Here is a 19,299-nt window from a genome sequence, read left to right on the forward strand (position 1 = left end):
GTTACATCGAGTGGTGTTCGACTTGGCCTGCACTACCGGGGTCGGGCAGCCACACCGTGAGCACTGCGCCCTTGAATCGGTCGCAGTCCTCTCCACGGCCCTGCACGTCGACGGCTCCCCCGAGGCGGCGGACCGCCTGCACGACCAGGGACAACCCGACTCCGCGGGTCCCCGTCTGCTGACGTCCCTGCCCCTGGTCGGTCTCGACGCCGTCGTGCTTCGTCGACCAGCCGCGTTCGAAGATCGCGTCGAGGTGCTCCTCATCGATGCCCGGACCGTCGTCGCTGACTTCGATCATGAATCCGCCGGGACCGCCGGAACCGGAGAGCTCGACATGGACCCTCTTGTCTTCGGACAGAACATCCTGCCTGCTCAGAGCGTCGAAGGCATTGTCGACGAGGTTGCCGAGGATCGTGGCGAGGTCGCGATCATCTCCGCCGAGGTTGCCCGTGAGGTCCGCGGTGTCCACCGTCATCTCGATGCCCGCCTCGGCGGCTTGGGAGATCTTGGACAGCAGCAGGGCCGAGAGGACGGGGTGGTCGAAGGTCATCGACCCGTCCCCGTCGACCCGGTTGAGATCGTCGATGTCCTTGGCCGCGAAGTCGATGGCCTCGTCGACGTGCCCGGTCTCGAGCAGGGACACGACCATGTGCAGCCGGTTCGCGTATTCGTGGGTCTGCGCGCGCAGGGAATCGGAGAAGGACCGCACGGAGACGAGCTCGCCGGAGAGTTCGGCCAGCTCCGTGTGATCGCGCATGGTCACGACCCACGTATCGCTGGCCGCCTCGGTGGGCTGCTGATTGACGACGAGAACGCGGTCGTCGGTGTAGTGGATCTCGTCGCGGGCCCACCGGCCGGACGCGAGCAGATCGTGCAGCGCCTCGGGCAGGTCGAGTTCGCGCAGCGGCATCTCCTCCGCCGAGGTGGGGCCCGGGTCCGCGTCGTCACCGGCGGGAGGCATGCCCAGCAGTTCCCGGGCCTCGGTGTTGATGAGCACGATCCCGCGGGCTCGGTCGACGAGCAGCAGACCTTCGGAGACCGCCGTGAGCACGGAGGAGTAGAAGTCGAGCATGCTGCGCAGCTCGTCGGCGCCGTAGTCGCCGGTGACCCGGCGCAGGCCTCGCGATGTCACCCACGACGAGCCGATGCCGAGGATGAGGGTGAGCACGGCGATGCCGATGAGCCATTTGCCCTGTGCCATGAATCCCTCGCGGACCGAATCGGCGGAGCTGCCGACGATGACGGCGCCGACGACCGTGTCGGACCTCATGCCGTCGACGCCGACGTGTTCGGCGTAGACCGGGGTGACGACGTACATGGTGCCGTCGGCCGGACCTCCGTCGTCGATGAAGCGCACCGTCGACTTGCCCTCCTGCAGGGCCTGTCCGTCGACGGCCTGGGCCAGCTGATCGATGGAGTCCTCGGGGATCTTCCCGGAATCCGCCGAGGCGGTCTTCGCCTCCAGCGCCTGCTGGCGTCCGGGAGAGCCCAGGGTCGGCGGAGTGAGCAGGAAGTCGATGGGCACGACCGCGGCGATGTCGAAGCCGTATTGGCTGATGACGTTGTCCAGCAGCGTCTGGACATCGTCGCGGGATTCGGTGTCGAGGTAGTCGTCTTGGCCGGCCTCACCGGTGCCGACGAGGCCGAGCGACATCGAGATGTTGTCCGCGGCCGACCGCAGCAGGTCCTGTTCGCGTTTCGTGTTCAGCTGGGAGAGCTGGAGGTAGAGCAGACTCGTCGTGAGCACCATGACGCCCACGAGCATGATCGAGTTCGCGAACATGATCCGCCCTGCCGCGGACAGGCGGACCCACCGACTCAGGCGGCCCACCGGTCCGGCGGGCCCCTGCGGCAGCACGGTGCGCTTCTTCTTCGGCATGGAAACCATTGTGCCACCCGCTCAGGGGCCGCCTGCCGCCTCGGCCTGCCGGGCCGGCTTGCCGCGTCGGGAAGCCAAGTCATCCTGCCGCGTCAGGCGGCCAGATCAGCCTGCCGGGTCGGTCTGCCGCGTCAGGCGGCCAGATGAGCCTGCCGGGGTCAGAGCGCCAGACTGATGGGTCCGGCGGGGACCGCGGAGCACACGAGCACCTCGTCGCTCTCGACTCGGGCGGCGGGTTCGATCGGGTAGAGCACGGACCCGGCGGCCAGGGAGACCGAACAGGTTCCGCAGGATCCGCCGCGGCAGGAGCTCGGCGACCGGAATCCGCGTGCTTCCAAGGATTCGAGCAGAGTGCCTTCCTGCGGCTGCCAGACGAAGCTCGTTCCCGAGTTCTCCAGGGTCACCTCGGCGGGCGAGCACGCGGCGATGGCCTCGCTCATGCCCGTGTTCGGAGAGGCGAAGGTCTCCTGGTGGACCGCGGGAACGCCGGCCTCGTCCGCGGCGGCGAGCACGGCCGCCGTGAAGTCGCGGGGTCCGCAGACCATGACGTTGTCGCAGCCGGCCACCCAGTCGACGAGGTCCCGGTGGCCCGGTCGACCGGCCGTCGCGGTATCGCGGTGGTGGGTCTCGACGGGCACGGCGCCCGAGCGGGCGCGGTCCTGCAGCCGATTCCACAGACATGCGGTGCGGTGGTCGCGGTCGACGTGGACGAGTCGGATCCGATCGGTATCAGGCAGGTCGGCCAGACCGTCGCTGCGTAGCAGTCCGAGGCTCGGGGTGATGCCGATTCCGGCTGTGATCAGGGCCGTTGTGCCGCCGAAGACGCGTGAGGCGGTCATGGTTCCGTGCGGACCGGAGGTCAGGATCCGCTGTCCTTCGTCCAGCGACGCCACGGCGCGCGAGCCCTTGCCCTGGGTGCGCACGGCGATGCGGACGATGTCGTCGTCGACGTCGGTGATCGTATAGGTCCGCCAGAACGGTGCGCCGAGGTCGAGGTGGACGCGCAGATTGGTGCCCGGTTCGTCGAATTCGCGGATCCAGCCGAGGTCGTCACGCAACGCCACCTCGACGATGTCGTTGCAGATCTGCCGGCGGCCGACGACGGTCATGAACCGCGGAGTCCGCGCGACCTTGATCAGTTCGCGCGGGGCCGGTCCTTCGACGGTGATCTCGTCGCCGGCCGTGACGTCGCCGGTCTCGAGGATCTGGCCGTAGATTCCGCAGTGCAGGTGCCCGCAGGCGGAGTTGAGCAGCCTTGGGACGTTGACGTCGACCTCGGTCGTCGTCGGGTTGACGGTCGTCGCCGGGCAGCGTTCGATCGTCGAGCGGATCGCCAGTCGCACACCGCCGAGGCGGATGATCGAACCGATGAGCGCGAACTCCTCGAACGGGGCGAGTCCGTCGACGAGGATGTTGCCGCGGAACCGCAACGGGTCGAGCTCGACTGCATGATCGGCTGCACCAGTCGCACGATCGTCCGGAGTACCCGCGTCAGCCGACGTCGGACCTACCGATTCAGCGCTCAGGCCGAGGGCCCCGCGGCCCTCATCCGTCTCGGCGATCGCGGCGACCGTGGCGGGGTTGATGAGAGAGATTCCCGAGCGCTGCGAGTCGAACATCCCCTGATCGGCGACGGCCAGGCTGCGCGGGAATGTACCCTGTGGGGGTATCCGTTCGGAGAGGAAGCTCGCCGAGGCGGCCCTGCCCTCTTCGTCATCCGTGGAGAAGGTCGTCGACTCCCCCGTCGGGGACGTGAGGGTCACGGTCGCGGAAACATCGTCGATCGCCTCGGCGGGGGCACTCCGGTCATCCGGATCGGGCGCGGTTGCGGATTCGGCGCCGACCGCCTCGGGGAGGGCCACTGCGACCTGCCACTTCTGCAGGTCGGTGTCGTTCTTGAGCACCGTGAAGGCGGAATACGAGTGCCAGGCGTCGACGGGAACGTCGAGGCTGCCGTTCGTGAACGCCGCGATCCGGTCACCGCGGATCCCGCGGTCCTTGACCACTCTGGCCTCGGTGAGCTCCTCGGCGGGGAATCCCTTGACCGGGAACCGGAACAGTCTGGCAACATGCATAATTCGATTGTAGGAGCCGGAGAACACGGAACGGTCGGGATGAGAGCAAACGCACAGCCGCCTCGGCGAGGGCCGATCTTGATTTATACCCTATAGGGGTATACGGTGTATTCGTGACTGAGCACCATGGATACACCCCGCAGAAAGACGCTCTCGCGCGGAGGATGAAGCGGATCGAAGGCCAGGTCCGCGGCATCGGGAAGATGATCGATGACGACAAGTACTGCATCGACATCCTCACCCAGGTCTCCGCCGCGACAGCCGCGCTGCACGCGGTCTCCATCAACCTCCTCGAAGAGCACATCGCTCACTGCGTGGTCGACGCCGCCTCATCGGGCGACGACGAGGAAGCGCGGAAGAAGGTCGAGGAGGCATCAGCCGCCATCTCCCGACTCATCAAGAGCTGAAGCCGCAGACCGCGTCCGCCCCATCGGGGTGGAACGACGCCTGAGGTCCGGACGTCGGGACAATTTCACCGCTGATAGGAGAGCACGATGACGACCACCACCATCACCGTTTCGGGAATGACCTGCGGACACTGCGAAGCCGCGATCAAGGACGAGCTCGGGGCGCTTGCAGGCGTCTCGGACGTCGCGGTCGACCTCAACGCCGGGGGCGATTCCCCGGTCACGATCACATCGTCGGCCGAACTCGACGACGCGGCGATCCGTGCCGCCGTGGATGAAGCCGGCTATGAGGTGAAGTGATGCCTCGCGAGCTCGAGCTCGACATCACGGGCATGACCTGCGCGTCGTGTTCGGCGCGGATCGAGAAGAAGCTCACCCGCCTCGATGGGGTCAAGGTGGAGGTCAACCTGCCGCTGGAGACCGCGCATGTGGTCATCGACTCCGAACTCAGCGACGACGACATCACCGGCGCCGTCGCGAAGGCCGGCTACGGTGCCACCGTGCGCCGCCCCGGCGCGGGCGGTGCTGGAGGCGCCGGTCCGGAGATCGTCGACTACGATCCCCGCCATCTGCGGCCGCGCTTCATCGGCTCACTCATCCTGGCCGTCCCGATCGTCGCGATCTCGATGGTCATGAGCTGGCACTTCGCCGGGTGGCAGTGGGTTGTCGCGATCCTCGCCCTGCCGGTCGTGACCTGGGGTGCGTGGCCGTTCCACTCGGCGGCGTACAAGGCCGCCCGCGGTGGGTCGACGACCATGGACACCCTGGTCAGCGTCGGCATCACCGTCGCGAGCCTGTATTCCTACTTCACGCTGGGCCGGGCCGTCGCCGACGGTCACGGCTGGACGATTCCCGCCGAATACCATGTGTGGTTCGAAGCGGCCGCGGCGATCACGGTGTTCCTGCTCATCGGCAAGCTCACCGAGGACCGGGCGAAGAACCGGGCGACGGCGGCGCTCAAGGCGCTGCTCGACCTCGGCGCGAAGTCCGCAACCGTGCTGCGTGAAGGTGATGCTGCTGAGGGTGCCGCGGATGCGACTGCGGACGGTACTGCTTCCGGCGCTGCCCTCGCTGCCGGCGCGAATGGCGACCGCGTCGAAGTGCAGGTGCCGATCGACGAGCTGACCGTCGGCGATGTCTTCCTCGTCCGTCCCGGTGAGAAGATCGCCACCGACGGTGAGGTGCTGACCGGACATTCTGCTGTCGACGAGGCGATGCTCACCGGCGAATCCGTTCCGGTCGAGGTCGGCCCCGGCGATTCCGTCACCGGAGCCACGATCAACACCTCGGGTGTGCTCGAGGTCCGCACCACCCGTGTGGGTGCCGATACGACCCTGGCTGCCATGGCCGACCTCGTCTCTCGCGCGCAGAGCGGGAAGCCTGCCGTGCAGCGGTTGGCCGACCGGATCTCGGCGGTGTTCGTGCCGATCGTCTTCGGCATCGCGATCCTCACCCTGCTCATCTGGGGATTCGTCACCGGAGACTGGGCGGCGGGGCTGCATGCGGCGCTCACCGTGCTCATCATCGCCTGCCCCTGTGCCCTGGGCTTGGCTACGCCGACGGCGCTGGCGGTCTCCTCGGGGCGCGGATCCCAGCTGGGCATCCTCGTCTCCGGGTCCGAGGCGCTGGAGTCGACGCGGTCGATCGATACGGTCGTGCTCGACAAGACCGGCACCCTGACCACCGGCGTGATGAGCCTGACCGGAACCGAGCTCTCACCCGCGGACTTCGCTGTGCTCGCTCGTCTGGAGTCGCGCAGCGAACACCCGATCGCCCGTGCCATCGTCGCAGCCGCACCCGAGATCGTCGGGATGGGTTCAGCGGGTGCTGCCTCGACCGGGCCATCGGTCACGGATTTCGAGAACATCGCCGGCGGCGGACTGCGGGCCACGATCGACGGCGCCGAGGTGCTCGCCGGGCGCCCGGACCTGCTCCGGGAACGCGGAATCGCGGTCGACTACCCGACCGATTCGGTGCCGCGCGGAGCCACGATCGTCGCACTGGCGATCGACGGGGTCTTCCGCGGGCTGAGCTACGTCTCCGATGAAGCCAAGCCGACAGCCAAGGCGGCGATCGGCGAACTGCATTCGCTGGGACTGAGCACAGTGCTACTGACCGGGGACAATGCCCAAGCCGCCGAGGTGGTCGCCGAGGCCCTCGGGATCACCGAGGTCCGCGCGGATGTCCGCCCGGAGGGCAAGGTGTCCGTGGTCAGCGAACTGCAGGAGCAGGGCCGGGCCGTCGCCATGGTCGGCGACGGGGTCAACGACGCCGCCGCTCTGGCCGGTGCCGACCTCGGCATCGCGATGGGGTCGGGCACGGATGCGGCGATGGCGGCATCGGACATCACCATGGTCAAGTCCGATCCGCAGCAGATCCCGCAGGCGATCCGACTCTCGCGCCGGACCTTGGGACTCATCAAGGGCAACTTGTTCTGGGCCTTCGCCTACAACACCGCGGCGATCCCGATCGCGGCGTTCGGACTGCTCGACCCGATGATCGCCGGCGCCGCAATGGCGTTCTCGTCGGTGTTCGTCATCCTCAACAGCCTCCGCCTGCTCCGTTTCTCGTAAGCACGGCGGGGCCTCCGGTGACGGAGCTGCGGCGAGGCCGGTGCCCACATCTCAGCGCAGGGGCCTAGCGCCTCAGCGCATGGGCCGGAGGCCTCAGTGAAGGGTGCCGCTTCTCAGTGCAGTTCTCAGCGCAGCCCCCGGCGTCTCAGCGCATGTCTGGTGCGGCTCACCGCATGACCGGGTAGGACTGGTTCTGATTCTGCGTGTCCTTGCGCATCACCCAGTTGAGGTAGCTCGTGAAGCCCGACACCAGCACAAAAGCCGCTCCGGCGTAGACGAATGCATAGCCGAAGGCGCGACCGTCCTGCCACGCTCTGGTGACGATGATCGCGAGGACGAGAGTGACGATTCCGCAGACGACGCCGACTCTGATCGCATCCTTGTAGGACACCGTGCTGGAGGGCTTGCCGCCTGTGGACTTCTTCTTCGGGGTGTTCGAGGGCGCCATGCCCTCCATTCTACCGGTCCGAGCTGAGAGCCGAGGTGGCCACAAGCCGCCTTGAAACCGACAGATCCTGCCTCGCCCGGCGGATCCGACGACGCCGGCGACCCGCCTGAGCCGACGATCAGGTGGACTACGGGCTCGGAACAGGCAAAAATGAGGGTGTGCCCGTCACCGTCAGACGCGCCTCCGGGGAGGCGCTGTGCTCATCTCTCTCCAGCCAGGCCCCGCCTGGCCGTGAACCATGCGCAGGCACTGCGACTCGGTCCGCCGTCGGCCCCGGCCCCCTCGACCCTCGCCCTTCGACACCCCTGTCTTCGACGCCCTTCCGCCGCACCGCCCGCACTGCCACGGCGCTCCTCCTTGCGACAGTCATGGCCCTCACCGTCACAGCATGCGGCCCCGATCGCGGTCTCAAGGTCTCCCCCGAGGGCAACCCCTCCCCCTCTCTCTTCGCCCCCAACACCGAGGCTGCGGGCGAAGCGAATGAACCGTTCTCCCTCGACGAAGTCCGCACGGCCATCGAATCAGCGTCGGGAGTTGCGGTCACCGGCCGCGCCACGAAGACGGCCGAGGTCGTCGCCGACTGCAAGGACTGCCTGAAGTTCGCGTCGCCGTTCCTCAGCGGTGAACAGAAGTTCCAGCTGGTCACGGTGGCCAACCCCAAACAGCGGAACGAGATCATCGCCGGTGCGGTCATCAGCGATCACAGGGGCGAGCCCCGCCTCGAGCTCATCGCCACCGGCAATCAGCTCAAGGTCAGCCCCGGCAGAAATGGGACACTGGTGGTGCAGGAGGCCATGTTCGCCGACGGGGACAGAGCATGCTGCCCCTCCGGCTGGTCGGTGCAGGTGTTCCGCATGCACGACGGTAGGTTTGAACCAGGTCAACGCTTCACGCGGCTAAATGGAGAAACGTAATGCACATAGTTCTGGTCGAGGATGACGAAGTCATCCGTGAGACGACGCAGATCGGACTCGAACGCTTCGATTACACGGTCTCGGCATTTGCCGACGGCCGCGAAGGGTACGAGTTCGTCTCCGCCAACGGCGCCGACGTCCTGCTTCTCGATCTCATGCTGCCGACGATGAACGGCGCCTCCATCTGCCGTGCCGTGCGCGAGCGCTCGACGATCCCGATCATCATCATCTCCGCCCGCTCCGACGCCATCGACATCGTCCAGGCCCTCGAGGCCGGAGCAGACGACTACCTCACCAAGCCCTTCGACATGCAGGTGCTCAACGCCCGCATCCGCGCGGTCGTGCGTCGGTTCATCACCACCGGCACCGACAGGTTCGGCTACTCCCCCGCACCCGAAGCGGATGAGCATCACGACACCGTGATCGGCCCCGGCGGCATGGTCACCGGCGACGGCATCCCCGAGGTCCTCGGCGCCAGCCCCGGCATGGACACCCGGGATCGACTGCGAGCGCAGCTCGAATCCGATGACACCTACCTCGGTGCCGGTGGGAAATTCACCACCTCCCCCGAGGCGGACGACGACGAAGAGGCGATCGGCGGAGTTCCCCCTCGCCCGAGCGGCTCCCCCACGGTGGCCGCGGAGACGTCCGATTCCGACGGCGGGCTCGGCCAGTTCCGCACGCGACTGGGGTCCCTGGTCCTCGACACCGGCCGGCTGACGGTCGAGGTCGACGGGGAGGAAGTCCACCTCACCCCGACCGAACTGCGGGTCCTCCTGCTGCTGACCGAGCAGCCCGAACACGTGTATTCGCGGGAGAAGATCGCGTTCACGGTGTGGGGCTACGAATGGGCCGGCGACTCCCGCGTCGTCGACGTCCACATCCAGCGCCTGCGGAAGAAGATCGGGGCGAGCATGATCGAAACCGTTCGCGGATTCGGTTACCGCTTCGCAGGCTGATCGCATGTCGCTGCGCTGGAAGATCTCTCTGCTCATCGTCGCCTCGGTGATCATCGCCGTGCTGTCGTGCTCGATCGTGCTGCGCCAATCCGCGGCCCGGGCCGAAGACGACCGGATGCGCTCGACAGTCACCGAGCAGCTGACGAATGCGACGACCATCTTCTCCGAGACCGGGGTACTCACCCTCAATGCCCGCATCGATGATCCGGAGCTGCCCAAGGAGGCGCGCAGGTCCGCGCTCAAGGGCCAGAGCGTGACGATCCGGTCCGAGGTCGACGGTGAGGAGATCGTGTGGGCCGCGGCCCCCATCGAGGTCGGTTCGCACACCCAGGTGATCTCCGTGCGCGCCTCGACGAAGGACAGCCAGGAGCTCATCGGCCGCATCGACCAGGCGCTGCTGGTGGGCATGATCGGCTCCGCCCTCGTCGTCGGCGGCGTCGGATCGATCGTCGCCGGCCGTATCTCCCGACGGCTGACGCTCGGCGCGCAGGCCGCCAGGAAGATCGCCGCCGGCGACACGACGACGCGCATCGCCGATGTCATCGACGAATCCGATCAGGAGGTGTGGGCCTTCGCCACGGCCGTCGACACCGCCGTGGCCCGCCTGACCGAACGCATCGACTCCGAGCAGCGCTTCACCGCCGATCTCGCGCATGAGATGCGCACCCCGCTGACCGGTCTGGTCAACGCCGCAAACCTGCTCGAAGAGGATTCCCGCCCCGCCGAACTCGTCAAGGACCGGGTCGTGCGCATGCAGGTCCTCGTCGAAGATCTCCTCGAGGTCTCCCGCCTCGACGCCGGCCGCGCCAACCCGGAGTTCACCCGCGTCGACGTCGATCAGGCGATCCGGTCCCTGCTGGGCACGATGGAAGCCTCGGGCGCCCTCGCCGGCCATGAGATCGACACCCATCTGGCGGCGCTGAATTCGACCCTGGTCACCGATGTCCGCCGTTTCGAGCGCATCGTGTCGAACCTGCTCGTCAACGCGATCAAGCACGGCGGAGATCCCATCCGCCTGGAGACGAGCACGCGCAGCATCGTCGTCACCGACTCCGGCTCCGGCTACCCACCGGACATCGTCAACACCGGCCCGACCCGCTTCGTCTCCGCCGGCGGCGGCGGAATGGGACTCGGTCTCGTCATCGCGCAAGGGCAGGCCCGCCTGCTCGGAATCACACTGATCTTCAGTAACGATCCCGTAACAGGGGGTGCGCGGACCGAAGTGATCTTCCCCGAGGACGACGCCCAGGAGCGCGCCCTCCGACAGTACATCGAGAGCCGATCCGAATAATCTCGCCGAGGCGGCCCTCACCTTGGTTCAGGGCGCTGAACTGGAATGACGGCAGGAACTCGAGGTTGCGCTGAAATCGACCTGGGTGTCGGCTGACCGCCCGCGAGTGCGACTCGTCACCAACATATGACAGGTTCGATATATTCCCGTTACACTTTTGTGATGTAGTTTTGGAGTCGTCGGAACGTCGACGGTCTTCGAGGAGTCACAGCCATACGGAGAGTTATGTCAGAGTCATCATCGACCACAGAGTCACCGGTGCGTCGACGGGATCTGCACAGGCGACGCTCATCGTCCCCGTTCTCTCGCACCCGCACCTCGACTCGCAGCACCGGGGCACCGACCGCGCCTGCGTCCGCTGACTCCGAAACCGAGAACCTGTCGCCCAGGCGCGCAGCGATGGCCGCCGAGGCGCGAGCGACTCAGTCGTCCCCGCGCCGGGCCGCACTGGCTCGAGAAGCCGCAGCGGTTCCCACGACCTTCGGCTCAGCGTCTGCCTCGTCGGCCCGTCGGGTCAACGCAGGAGCCGCCGAGAGCCGCGGGTCCGATGGTGCGCTGCTCAAGTCCGTGCGCAAGAAGAAGGTGCGGACCATCTCGACTCTGGCTGCCGTCTCAGTGGCCGGCGCCGCCACCGCAGTGACCATGCTGGTCAACAACCTGGGCGGCGGTGCCGAGGTCAAGACCGACCCGACCGCCGCCGGTGAGCCCGCCGCCATCAATGCTGAGAAGGTCAACGCGGACGTCCCCGAGGTCAAGGGGAAGTCGTCGATGGAGATCGGCGTGCCGAGCGCCAAGCAGAAGAAGGTCGAAGCCGCGTCCCGCGCGGTCGAGAAGAGTGCCCTGCCCGGCTGCGATGAGAAGCAGAACTTCGATCAGTCCGCCGGCAACGGCGAGCTGCCCGATGAGTGGCTGTGCGACCTCGGCAAGGAAGACCACCGACTCCGTGCCGATGCCGCTGTCTCCTTCGCGAAGATGAACGCCGCCTACAAGAAGGACACCGGCAAGGAACTCGAGATCACGGATTCCTACCGTGACATGGCCGGACAGGTCTCTGTGGCCGGCCGGAAGCCGGGGTTGGCCGCCAAGCCGGGCACCTCACTGCATGGTTGGGGCATCGCCCTCGACCTCGGCGGTGGAGTCGCCTCGAAGTCCGGAGCCTGGAGCTGGCTCGTCGAGCACGGGGACGAATACGGCTGGGAGAACCCCGACTGGGCCAAGTCGAGCATGTACGAGCCCTGGCACTGGGAATACACTCCCGCCCGCGACTCGATTCCCGGCAAGTGATCGATCAGCTGCGCAGTGCCCGTCCGTAGCGGCGGCGGTAGACGATCTGAGCGAGCCGAACGAACGGTTCGCCGAGTCTCCAGATGCCCTGCCCCGCCCGCGAGACCGACCTCAGGACGAGGAAGACTCGGTCGTCGGCGGTGCGGATGAGGATGAATGACTCCTCTCCGGTGATCGGATGTCCTGGCTTCGTGCCGTAGGTGAAGCCGCATCGGTCCTCCGTGTCGACGACATCGATGACGCGTGAGGGCTCAGGCAGCCGGAAGGGGCCGAGGCGCACGCGGATCGTCGGCTCCTGCCCCGGCTCCACCCGAGGCGGCCGACCAGATCCCGCGCGAGCGTCGACATCGGCCGTCGACTCCGCTCCGGCCGCTCGACTGACAGTGTCCGCACTTCCGACGTGGACGGCGTCGACGTTCACCTCGATGTCGAATCCGCTGCGGATCTTGACCTCCCAGTGCAGGAGCTCCTCGGCGCAGCGGTCGAACGTCTCTTTCCCGTGGCCGACGAAGTACGCGGATTCGAAGTGGCGGTAGCCGTCGGGACGCTCCAGCCACCTCGGCGAGAGGGGATGCGTCAGCGTCACGGGACGGTTGTCGGAATGGTCGGCCATGCCTCCAACCTAGCGGACGCGGCCCGTCAACCCTACGGAATCGAACCGTGGGACTCACAGTCCGGGCGACGGGGTGGCGTCGACCGGACGGCCACGTATGATGCCAAGAACAGCGGACCTCAATCGAATGTCCGCTCAGCATCTGAGCCAGGATCAAAGGAGAACCACGTGCGCACAATCAACGGCATCGACGAGATCGAATCGCTCATCGGCCAGGGGCTCGGCTCCTCCGAGTGGATGACGATGGATCAGGACGCGATCAACACCTTCGCCGACGTCACCGGCGACCACCAGTGGATCCACGTCGACGAAGCACGCGCTGCCGAGGGGCCCTACGGCGCGACGATCGTCCACGGCTTCTTCACCCTCTCGCTCATCCCGAAGTTCTCCGCTGATGTATTCACCATCGAAGGCGTCTCGATCCGCGTCAACTACGGCCTCAACAAGGTCCGCTTCCTCCAGCCCGTCGTCGTCGGCTCCCGACTGCGCGGGACCATCAGCGTCAAGGACGTCATCCGCGGCGACAAGGGCACTCAGGTCATCCTCGAACACACGATCGAGATCGAAGGCCAGGACCGCCCCGCCTGCGTCGCCGAGGTGGTCACCCTCCTCGTCGAGTGAGCTGAGCGCCGCCTTCTGTCGGCGGGTTAAGTGGGGGTCAGATTGCACATTTCCGCGGGTCGAAAATGGCAATCTGACCCCACTTAACTCGATGGAGCTGTTCTGCCCTCAGCTCGGGCGGTGGGCGTCGAGGAGCTGGGCGACGCGGATATAGCCGAGGTGTGAGTATGCCTGCGGGTGGTTGCCCAGGTGCATCTCGGCAACGGGGTCGTATTCCTCGGACAGCAGCCCGGTGGGCCCGAGCAGAGCGTCGACCTGCCGGAACAGATCCCAGCCATCGTCGATGCGGCCGACCTTGATGAAGGCCTCGATCAGCCACGTCGTGCAGATGTGGAACCCGCCCTCGAGCCCGGGCAGTCCGTCATCGTAGCGGTAGCGGAACACCGTCGGGCCGACCCGCAGCTCGCGTTCGATCGCGTCGACGGTGGACACGAACCTCGGGTCGTCGGCGTCGAGCAGTCCCGAGAGTCCGACGAACAGAGCCGCCGAATCCAGGTCCGTCTCACCGTAGGCGACGGTGAACGCTCCGACCTCCTCGTTGTAGCCGTGGGTGAGCACGTCGTGGGCGATCTCCTCGCGCAGCTGTCGCCACGCACCGGGCGGCTCCCGATCGAACCGGTCCGCGATCCGCAGCGCCCGATCGACCGTCACCCAGCACATCACGCGTGTGTACACGTTGTGCTTCGGTGCGCGCCGGGCCTCCCAGATCCCGTGATCGGCCTCGAACCACCGTTTGCCCACGGCTTCGACCATCTGACAGGTGAGCGTCCAATAATCGTCGGGCAGCTCGCCGAGGTGGTCGCTGAGTTCGTCGAGGAGTTCCGTGACCGGGCCGAACACGTCCAGTTGGACCTGGTGTTCGGCGGCGTTGCCGACCCGCACCGGCCGTGATCCGGCGTATCCGGGCAGGTGGTTGAGCACCGCCTCGGTGGTCAGGGCCGAACCGTCGACGGCGTAGAGCGGATGGAGCTGTTCGGGAGAGACCGTGTGCTCGAGGATGCCCGAGAGCCAGGAGAGGAATCCTTCGGCCTCACCGGTGGAGCCGAGGGCGAGCAGGGCGCGGACGGTCATCGATCCGTCGCGCAGCCACGTGTACCGGTAGTCCCAGTTGCGGACTCCGCCGATGCCCTCGGGCAGGGAGGTCGTGGGGGCGGCGAGGACTCCGCCGGTGGGTTCGTGGCAGAGAGCGCGCAGGGTGATCGCCGACCGGATGACCTCGTCGCGGTGGTGGCCGGGCAGGGTGAGCGAGTCGACCCAGTTCGTCCAGAAGTTCAGGGCGCGTTCGCGCACATGATGCTCTCCGCCGGTGGCCATATATCCGGCGTCTCCGGAACCGGTCCCGCAGGCGAGGACGAGGACGATGGATCCGCCGGGTTGCTGCGAGGGGATGACGGTCGCCTCGGCGGTGTGGGAGTCGCCGTTCTCGACGATGTCGAAATCGATTCCGGGGGCGTGGAGTTCGATCGGCTCCGCGGTGCCGAGCACCGCCACACCGTCATCGGTCCTGGTCATGCGGGTGGGCACCGTGGCGTAGTCGAGCCTGGGTGCGAACCGGATGCGGGTCGGGGTGTCGCCGGTGAGCACGCGGACGACGATCGTGTCGTCGCTGTGCCCGTCGACGGGTGCGAGGTAGTCGACACAGCTCAGTCCGGCCCACCGGGTCTCGAGCAGGGTCGAGTTCCCGAGGTAGCGCTGCGTCAGCGGAGCGGCTCCGTTGGCCGGTGCTACGGCGAAGAATCCGGCCGCCTCGGAGCCGAGGATCTCGGAGAACATCGACGCCGAGTGCGGCAGCGGGTGCGGCATCCAGCAGATGCTGCCAGTCGGGTCGATGAGCGCGGTCGATTGTCCGTTGCCGATGAGGCTGTGCCGCTGGATCGGGGTGGCGCGACGGCCGAAGAGCCAGGACTTGCGCAGTTCGAACAGGGCGCCGAGGACGATGGAGACCTCGTCCGGTGAGTCGAGGCGGAAGTCGGCGTGTGTGGGCGTGTTCCCAGTTCCGACCTTGAGCCCGAGGTCATCGGCGCCGAGGGTTTCGAGAGCGAATTCGTCGGCGGTGTCATCGCCGATGAACACGACGGCTTCCGCTCCGGTCTGGCTGCGCAGTCGAGTCAGCGCATCGGCCTTCGACGACGGTACGACGGAGAGGTCGATGACCTGTTTGCCGCGGGTGGGGTGGATCGGGTGGGCGGCCGCGAGCTTGTCGACGGCGGCTTCGATCTCGCGCCGGCCGGCCTCGTCGAGTCCGCGCAGGTGCACGGCCGCACCGGTGGTCTTGTGCTCGATGACGTCGCGCGGCAGGGCGCGGGTGAGGTCGGCGCGGAAGTCGGCGAGGACCGCCCGCTGCTCTTCGGTGAGCGTATCGATGGTGAATGTGTCGGTCTCACCGCCGTGAGACCCGAAGAGGTGGACCTCCCTGGGCAGGCGCGACATCGCCGCGAGGTCGCGCAGGCTGCGACCGGAGATCACCCCCGCCGAGGTGGACGGCAGCAGGGCGAGCGCGCGCAGCGAGTCGACCGAGCTCTCCAGGGGAAAGGCTTGGCTGGGGACGTCGACGATGGGGGCGATCGTCCCGTCGTAGTCGGTCGCCACCAGCAGGGATGGGGAGCGGGAGAGCGCGAAGAGGCGCCGGAAGAGGACGGGGTCGAGTGCTCTGCTGGCTTCGGCCAGGTCGCCCAATAATTCGGAGGACCTCACCGAGGCGGCGATGGTGGCCAATCGGGATTCGGTTGCGCTCTCGTGCTCGACAGTGCTCATCTCACCTCTGGTGTCTCGGTTGGCTCGGGTGCCGGTCAGGGCTCTTTCTTCACTGGGGTGTCGCTGTCCGGATCGTCGGGAGATTCGGGATCGGCCGTGCGATCGGCTTCGCCGGCGGCGTCGGTTGGGTCGGACGTGTCCGCGGCATCGGACGAGTTCGTATCGTCGGCGACGTCAGCGGCACCCGAGGGGGCAGCGTCGGCGGGCTCGGCCGCCTCGGCGGGGGTGTCGATCTCCTCGGGGAGGGCACCGCGCTTCGCCAACTGGCGGCCCTTGCTCAGGCGGGAGTAGCCGCCGATGATGAAGATCACGCCGGCGATGAGGGTCGCCGCTCCGGTGAAGCCGAGGATCGACAGGGCTTCCATGCCGTCGCCGAAGACGAGGATGATGCCGAGCAGGACGTGGACTCCCGAGGCGATGAGGAAGTCCGAGGCCATGGGCTGGGAGCGCAGCTGCCGGTGGGCCCAGAATTCGAGGGCACCGTGCAGCAGGGCCCAGATGCTCAGGGCAGCGCGCAGTTCGGCCGGTTGGTCGGCGAGGAAGAGGAAGACGATGGCTGGGATCGCGATGACGGCCTGGCCGAAGATCGCGGTGCGCACGTTCAACGGCGAGCGCACGGCCTGGAAGACCAAGGCCAGGGCGAAGAGGATGAGGTAGCCGATGGCCAAGTGGTCGACGACGTCGGTCGGCAGGCTCAGCTGCGCGGGGTTGACGGCGTCGCGGGGCCAGAAGACGGTGACGATGCCGAAGGCGACGCCGAGGATTCCACGCACGACCATGGGCCAGCCGAGCCGACTCGCTGCGGCAATGGCCTGCGGGGCGGCTTCGTTACGCGGGGGCGTGGATTCGGTGCGCGGTTCTTCGGTACTCATCACGGCACCAGTCTAGGTCGCCTGCCTGAGTCTGTCCGGTCAGCGTCGACTCAGGCGCGGGTGGGCGGCGCTTCTTTGCGTCTCATGTATTTACGTAATTACGTATTGGTTGTATTATCGAAGTATGGAATCGACACCGTCGGCAGACGATCGCCTCTCCGCCCTCGAACAACGAGTCGCCGAACTCGAGGCTGCGGCCGCCTCCATCGCGCCACCGCGGCCCGCCGCAGGCGAAGCGGCGACCGCCCTGCCGGGCGACGCGGAGACCTTCTGGGCGCTGCATGGGCTCGTCGACCACCTCGGCGAGGAGGGCGGAGTGACCTACACCGGGTACACGACTCCCCCGGGCGGCAGCGGTCCCGTGGCGTGGCAGATGGGCCTGAGCAGCGCGGGCCTGGCGCAGATCGACTTCGCCGAGGCGGCCGGATCCCTGGCAGCCCTCGGCCACCCGGTCCGCCTGCAGCTGCTCCAGGCGATCTATGAGGGCACGAGCACCGTGGCCGAGCTGGGCAAGGACGAACGCTTCGGCACGTCCGGGCAGATCTATCACCATGTGCATGCCCTCGCCGGCGCCGGCTGGTTAGAGAGCGCCCGCCGCGGACACTGGCGGGTGCCCGCTCAGCGAGTCGTTCCGCTGCTCACCCTCGTCCTCATCGGCACACACTGACGAAACCTCGCGTCCTTGAGCCATCGCCCACCGCACGACCCGTACCCGACCACCACACTTTCCACCCCTGCTGACCAGGAGGAACGATGACCGTCACCGACGACCACCGCACATCTGCGGCCGCGGGACGGCCGCCTCGGCGACTGGGGATTGCCTTGCTTGCTGCCTCACTCACGGCCGCCGTCCTCGCGGCGATCACCCCGTGGCCGCGCGGTTTCCAGGGCGCGCCTACCGGGGATCCCGAGCTCATGGCTGAGCTCGAGGACGCACTCGGCAGCCGGCATTGGCAGCACGTGGCGGCCGCCCGCGTCGACGGCGACGAGGTGACTTTCGCGGGCACCGGAGCCCATGAGCACACCGAGTTCGAGATCGGATCGATCACGAAGACGTTCACGGCCGCGCTCTTCGCCGAGGCGATCGACCGGGGCGAGGTGAAGGCGGACACCCGCCTCGGCGAAGTCTGGCCGGACCTGGACGGGAAGGTCGCCGAGGTGACGCTCGAGTCGATTGCGATGCAGCGGTCGGGGCTGCCCTCCCAGGAACCCACTCCGAGCTTCAGAGACGGAGTGATGAGCGTGCTGTCGAATTACATCCACACCGACCCGTACCGCGGGGACGCCGGGGACATCGTCGCGAGCCTCAACGATGTGGAGGTCGGCGAACCGGAACCCGAGTATTCGAACTACGGGTTCGCCGTCCTCGGCCAAGCCCTCGCCGAGGCGGCCGGTCAGGACTATACGGACCTCGTCCGCGAGCGGATCACGGAACCGCTGGGCATGGAGGAGACCTTCGTCCCGGATTCCGCTGAGGGGCTGTCCCACGGATACACGGCCTCGGGACTGCCCGCCGCACCGTGGACGCTCGGCGGGTCGGCACCGGCCGGGGCGATCCGGTCGACGACGCACGACATGTCCATCTGGCTGCGGGCAGTACGCGACGAAAGTGCCCCCGGCGCCGAGGCGAGCCACCCGCGCAAGGCCTTCGACGATTCGGATCGGATCGGCTGGGCCTGGTTCACGACGACAGATCGCAGCCCGAACCTCACCTGGCACAACGGAGGCACCGGCGGCTACAGGTCGTTTCTCGGCTTCGATCCGAAGTCCGAGCAGGGGATCATCGTGCTGACCAATTCCGCTAACTGGGTCGACGCGGCCGCCGATCTGGTCTCCGCGCCGGCCACCGACCGGACAGAGTCAGCCTCCGAAACGACGACCTCAGCGACCGAACGCACAGGAGCCCGATCATGAATTCCGAACTCATCTCCGCTGTGGTGGGAGCGGTACTCGTCGCCTGGGCGGCCTATTCGGCCCTGCGGGCGACATGGTCGGCGACGAGGATGCGGCTTCTCGGCGGCCTCATCGCGGCGGCGGCGTTCGTGCTGCTGATCCGCCTGATCTCATCGTTCGGCGGTTGGACTGACTGGTTCGTCTACGCCTGGCTGGCGGCCATGGTCGTCTGCGCCGCGGCCGTATTCCGCACTGTCCTGGTGTGGCCGGATCTGCCGCGGCGAGCAGCGGAGGCAAAGGCTCGCCGGGCCGAGGTCGCCACCATCGGAATCGAGAGCGTCCTGACACTGCTGATCGCCGGTGCACTCGTGATTCCGGGGCTCATGCTCGGGTGAGCGCCCGCACTGCAGCACGAACTTTTCGCATTCAGTTCACCAAGCAGCGACCCACATGTCTTCGTTCGAGGTTAATTTCGTCGTATGAGCCAGCCCGGAAACTCTCGTGTCAACTCGCGTCTGTGGCTGTTCGCAGGCATCGGCGCAGTCATCGGTGCAATCGCAGGGTTCCTCATGGGCGCACCGCTGACCATTCCGTTCTTGATCCTCGGCTTCACATTGGGTACGGGTCTCGGTTGGATCCTGCCTGTCGCGGATTCATCCGCCGCGGATTCCGCCGCCGAAGACAGACCCGGTCCCACTGACAACTCCTGAGGTTCG

The 19,299-nt window shown here is 67.3% G+C and carries 18 protein-coding genes; 12 read left to right on the forward strand and 6 right to left on the reverse strand.

Annotation, left to right across the window (positions count from 1 at the left end; translation table 11 throughout):
• Position 1: 1 nt before the first annotated feature.
• Both BLIN9172_RS07140 and BLIN9172_RS07145 read right to left on the reverse strand, forming a co-directional pair.
• Positions 2 to 1,879 (reverse strand): sensor histidine kinase, encoded by a 1,878-nt coding sequence (locus BLIN9172_RS07140; RefSeq protein WP_101554426.1) that lies wholly within the window; start codon positions 1,877 to 1,879, stop codon positions 2 to 4.
• Between the two features lie 158 nt (positions 1,880 to 2,037).
• Entirely contained in the window at positions 2,038 to 3,954 is a 1,917-nt protein-coding gene (locus BLIN9172_RS07145; RefSeq protein ID WP_101554427.1) for an MOSC domain-containing protein, read from the reverse strand.
• Between the two features lie 113 nt (positions 3,955 to 4,067).
• On the opposite strand from BLIN9172_RS07145, the gene BLIN9172_RS07150 reads away from it, so the two are divergent.
• The 3 genes from BLIN9172_RS07150 to BLIN9172_RS07160 all read left to right on the forward strand — a co-directional run bounded on the left by BLIN9172_RS07150 (position 4,068) and on the right by BLIN9172_RS07160 (position 6,934).
• Positions 4,068 to 4,361: a metal-sensitive transcriptional regulator gene (locus tag BLIN9172_RS07150; protein ID WP_025779107.1), complete on the forward strand. Its 294-nt coding sequence runs from the start codon at positions 4,068 to 4,070 to the stop codon at positions 4,359 to 4,361.
• A gap of 87 nt (positions 4,362 to 4,448) precedes the next feature.
• On the forward strand, positions 4,449 to 4,661 hold the full coding sequence (locus tag BLIN9172_RS07155; RefSeq protein WP_101554428.1) for a heavy-metal-associated domain-containing protein: 213 nt from the start codon (positions 4,449 to 4,451) through the stop codon (positions 4,659 to 4,661).
• Positions 4,661 to 6,934, forward strand: a complete 2,274-nt coding sequence (locus BLIN9172_RS07160) for a heavy metal translocating P-type ATPase (protein WP_101554429.1) — start codon at positions 4,661 to 4,663, stop codon at positions 6,932 to 6,934. Before BLIN9172_RS07155 ends, BLIN9172_RS07160 begins: the two co-directional genes overlap by 1 nt.
• Before the next feature lie 166 nt (positions 6,935 to 7,100).
• Here BLIN9172_RS07160 and BLIN9172_RS07165 read toward each other — a convergent pair whose 3' ends face one another.
• Positions 7,101 to 7,382, reverse strand: a complete 282-nt coding sequence (locus BLIN9172_RS07165) for a hypothetical protein (protein WP_101554430.1) — start codon at positions 7,380 to 7,382, stop codon at positions 7,101 to 7,103.
• Positions 7,383 to 7,540: 158 nt separating this feature from the next.
• On the opposite strand from BLIN9172_RS07165, the gene BLIN9172_RS07170 reads away from it, so the two are divergent.
• The 4 genes from BLIN9172_RS07170 to BLIN9172_RS07185 all read left to right on the forward strand — a co-directional run bounded on the left by BLIN9172_RS07170 (position 7,541) and on the right by BLIN9172_RS07185 (position 11,830).
• A complete protein-coding gene (locus tag BLIN9172_RS07170; protein ID WP_025779101.1) occupies positions 7,541 to 8,296 on the forward strand; it encodes a hypothetical protein in 756 nt (251 codons plus the stop codon).
• Entirely contained in the window at positions 8,296 to 9,255 is a 960-nt protein-coding gene (locus BLIN9172_RS07175) for a response regulator transcription factor (protein ID WP_101554431.1), read from the forward strand. The genes BLIN9172_RS07170 and BLIN9172_RS07175 overlap by 1 nt, the downstream gene beginning before the upstream one ends.
• Positions 9,256 to 9,259: 4 nt before the next feature.
• A complete protein-coding gene (locus tag BLIN9172_RS07180; RefSeq protein WP_101554432.1) occupies positions 9,260 to 10,546 on the forward strand; it encodes a sensor histidine kinase in 1,287 nt (428 codons plus the stop codon).
• Between the two features lie 225 nt (positions 10,547 to 10,771).
• Positions 10,772 to 11,830, forward strand: coding sequence for a M15 family metallopeptidase (locus BLIN9172_RS07185; RefSeq protein WP_101554433.1), 1,059 nt, complete (start codon positions 10,772 to 10,774; stop codon positions 11,828 to 11,830).
• A 4-nt stretch (positions 11,831 to 11,834) separates the two neighbouring features.
• Here the strand turns inward: BLIN9172_RS07185 and BLIN9172_RS07190 are convergent, their stop codons facing one another.
• Positions 11,835 to 12,443: a DUF1990 domain-containing protein gene (locus BLIN9172_RS07190; protein WP_101554434.1), complete on the reverse strand. Its 609-nt coding sequence runs from the start codon at positions 12,441 to 12,443 to the stop codon at positions 11,835 to 11,837.
• A gap of 168 nt (positions 12,444 to 12,611) precedes the next feature.
• Between BLIN9172_RS07190 and BLIN9172_RS07195 the strand changes: the two genes are divergently transcribed.
• Positions 12,612 to 13,064 (forward strand): MaoC family dehydratase, encoded by a 453-nt coding sequence (locus BLIN9172_RS07195; RefSeq protein WP_101554435.1) that lies wholly within the window; start codon positions 12,612 to 12,614, stop codon positions 13,062 to 13,064.
• Positions 13,065 to 13,172: 108 nt separating this feature from the next.
• Here the strand turns inward: BLIN9172_RS07195 and otsB are convergent, their stop codons facing one another.
• Positions 13,173 to 15,818: a trehalose-phosphatase gene (otsB, locus tag BLIN9172_RS07200; RefSeq protein ID WP_101554436.1), complete on the reverse strand. Its 2,646-nt coding sequence runs from the start codon at positions 15,816 to 15,818 to the stop codon at positions 13,173 to 13,175.
• A gap of 35 nt (positions 15,819 to 15,853) precedes the next feature.
• Entirely contained in the window at positions 15,854 to 16,690 is an 837-nt protein-coding gene (locus tag BLIN9172_RS07205) for an HdeD family acid-resistance protein (protein WP_180956949.1), read from the reverse strand.
• 124 nt (positions 16,691 to 16,814) lie between these two features.
• Between BLIN9172_RS07205 and BLIN9172_RS07210 the strand changes: the two genes are divergently transcribed.
• From BLIN9172_RS07210 to BLIN9172_RS07225, 4 genes are all read left to right on the forward strand, one after another.
• The gene (locus BLIN9172_RS07210; protein ID WP_025779088.1) at positions 16,815 to 17,357 is read left to right on the forward strand and encodes an ArsR/SmtB family transcription factor; all 543 of its coding nucleotides are present in this window, start codon (positions 16,815 to 16,817) and stop codon (positions 17,355 to 17,357) included.
• Positions 17,358 to 17,443: 86 nt separating this feature from the next.
• Positions 17,444 to 18,604, forward strand: a complete 1,161-nt coding sequence (locus BLIN9172_RS07215) for a serine hydrolase domain-containing protein (protein WP_101554437.1) — start codon at positions 17,444 to 17,446, stop codon at positions 18,602 to 18,604.
• On the forward strand, positions 18,601 to 18,978 hold the full coding sequence (locus BLIN9172_RS07220; RefSeq protein WP_101554438.1) for a hypothetical protein: 378 nt from the start codon (positions 18,601 to 18,603) through the stop codon (positions 18,976 to 18,978). Before BLIN9172_RS07215 ends, BLIN9172_RS07220 begins: the two co-directional genes overlap by 4 nt.
• 84 nt (positions 18,979 to 19,062) lie before the next feature.
• The gene (locus BLIN9172_RS07225; protein WP_101554439.1) at positions 19,063 to 19,293 is read left to right on the forward strand and encodes a hypothetical protein; all 231 of its coding nucleotides are present in this window, start codon (positions 19,063 to 19,065) and stop codon (positions 19,291 to 19,293) included.
• Positions 19,294 to 19,299: the final 6 nt, after the last annotated feature.

Source organism: Brevibacterium linens ATCC 9172, from assembly GCF_900169165.1.
In the GTDB taxonomy this organism is placed as follows: Bacteria; Actinomycetota; Actinomycetes; order Actinomycetales; family Brevibacteriaceae; genus Brevibacterium; species Brevibacterium linens.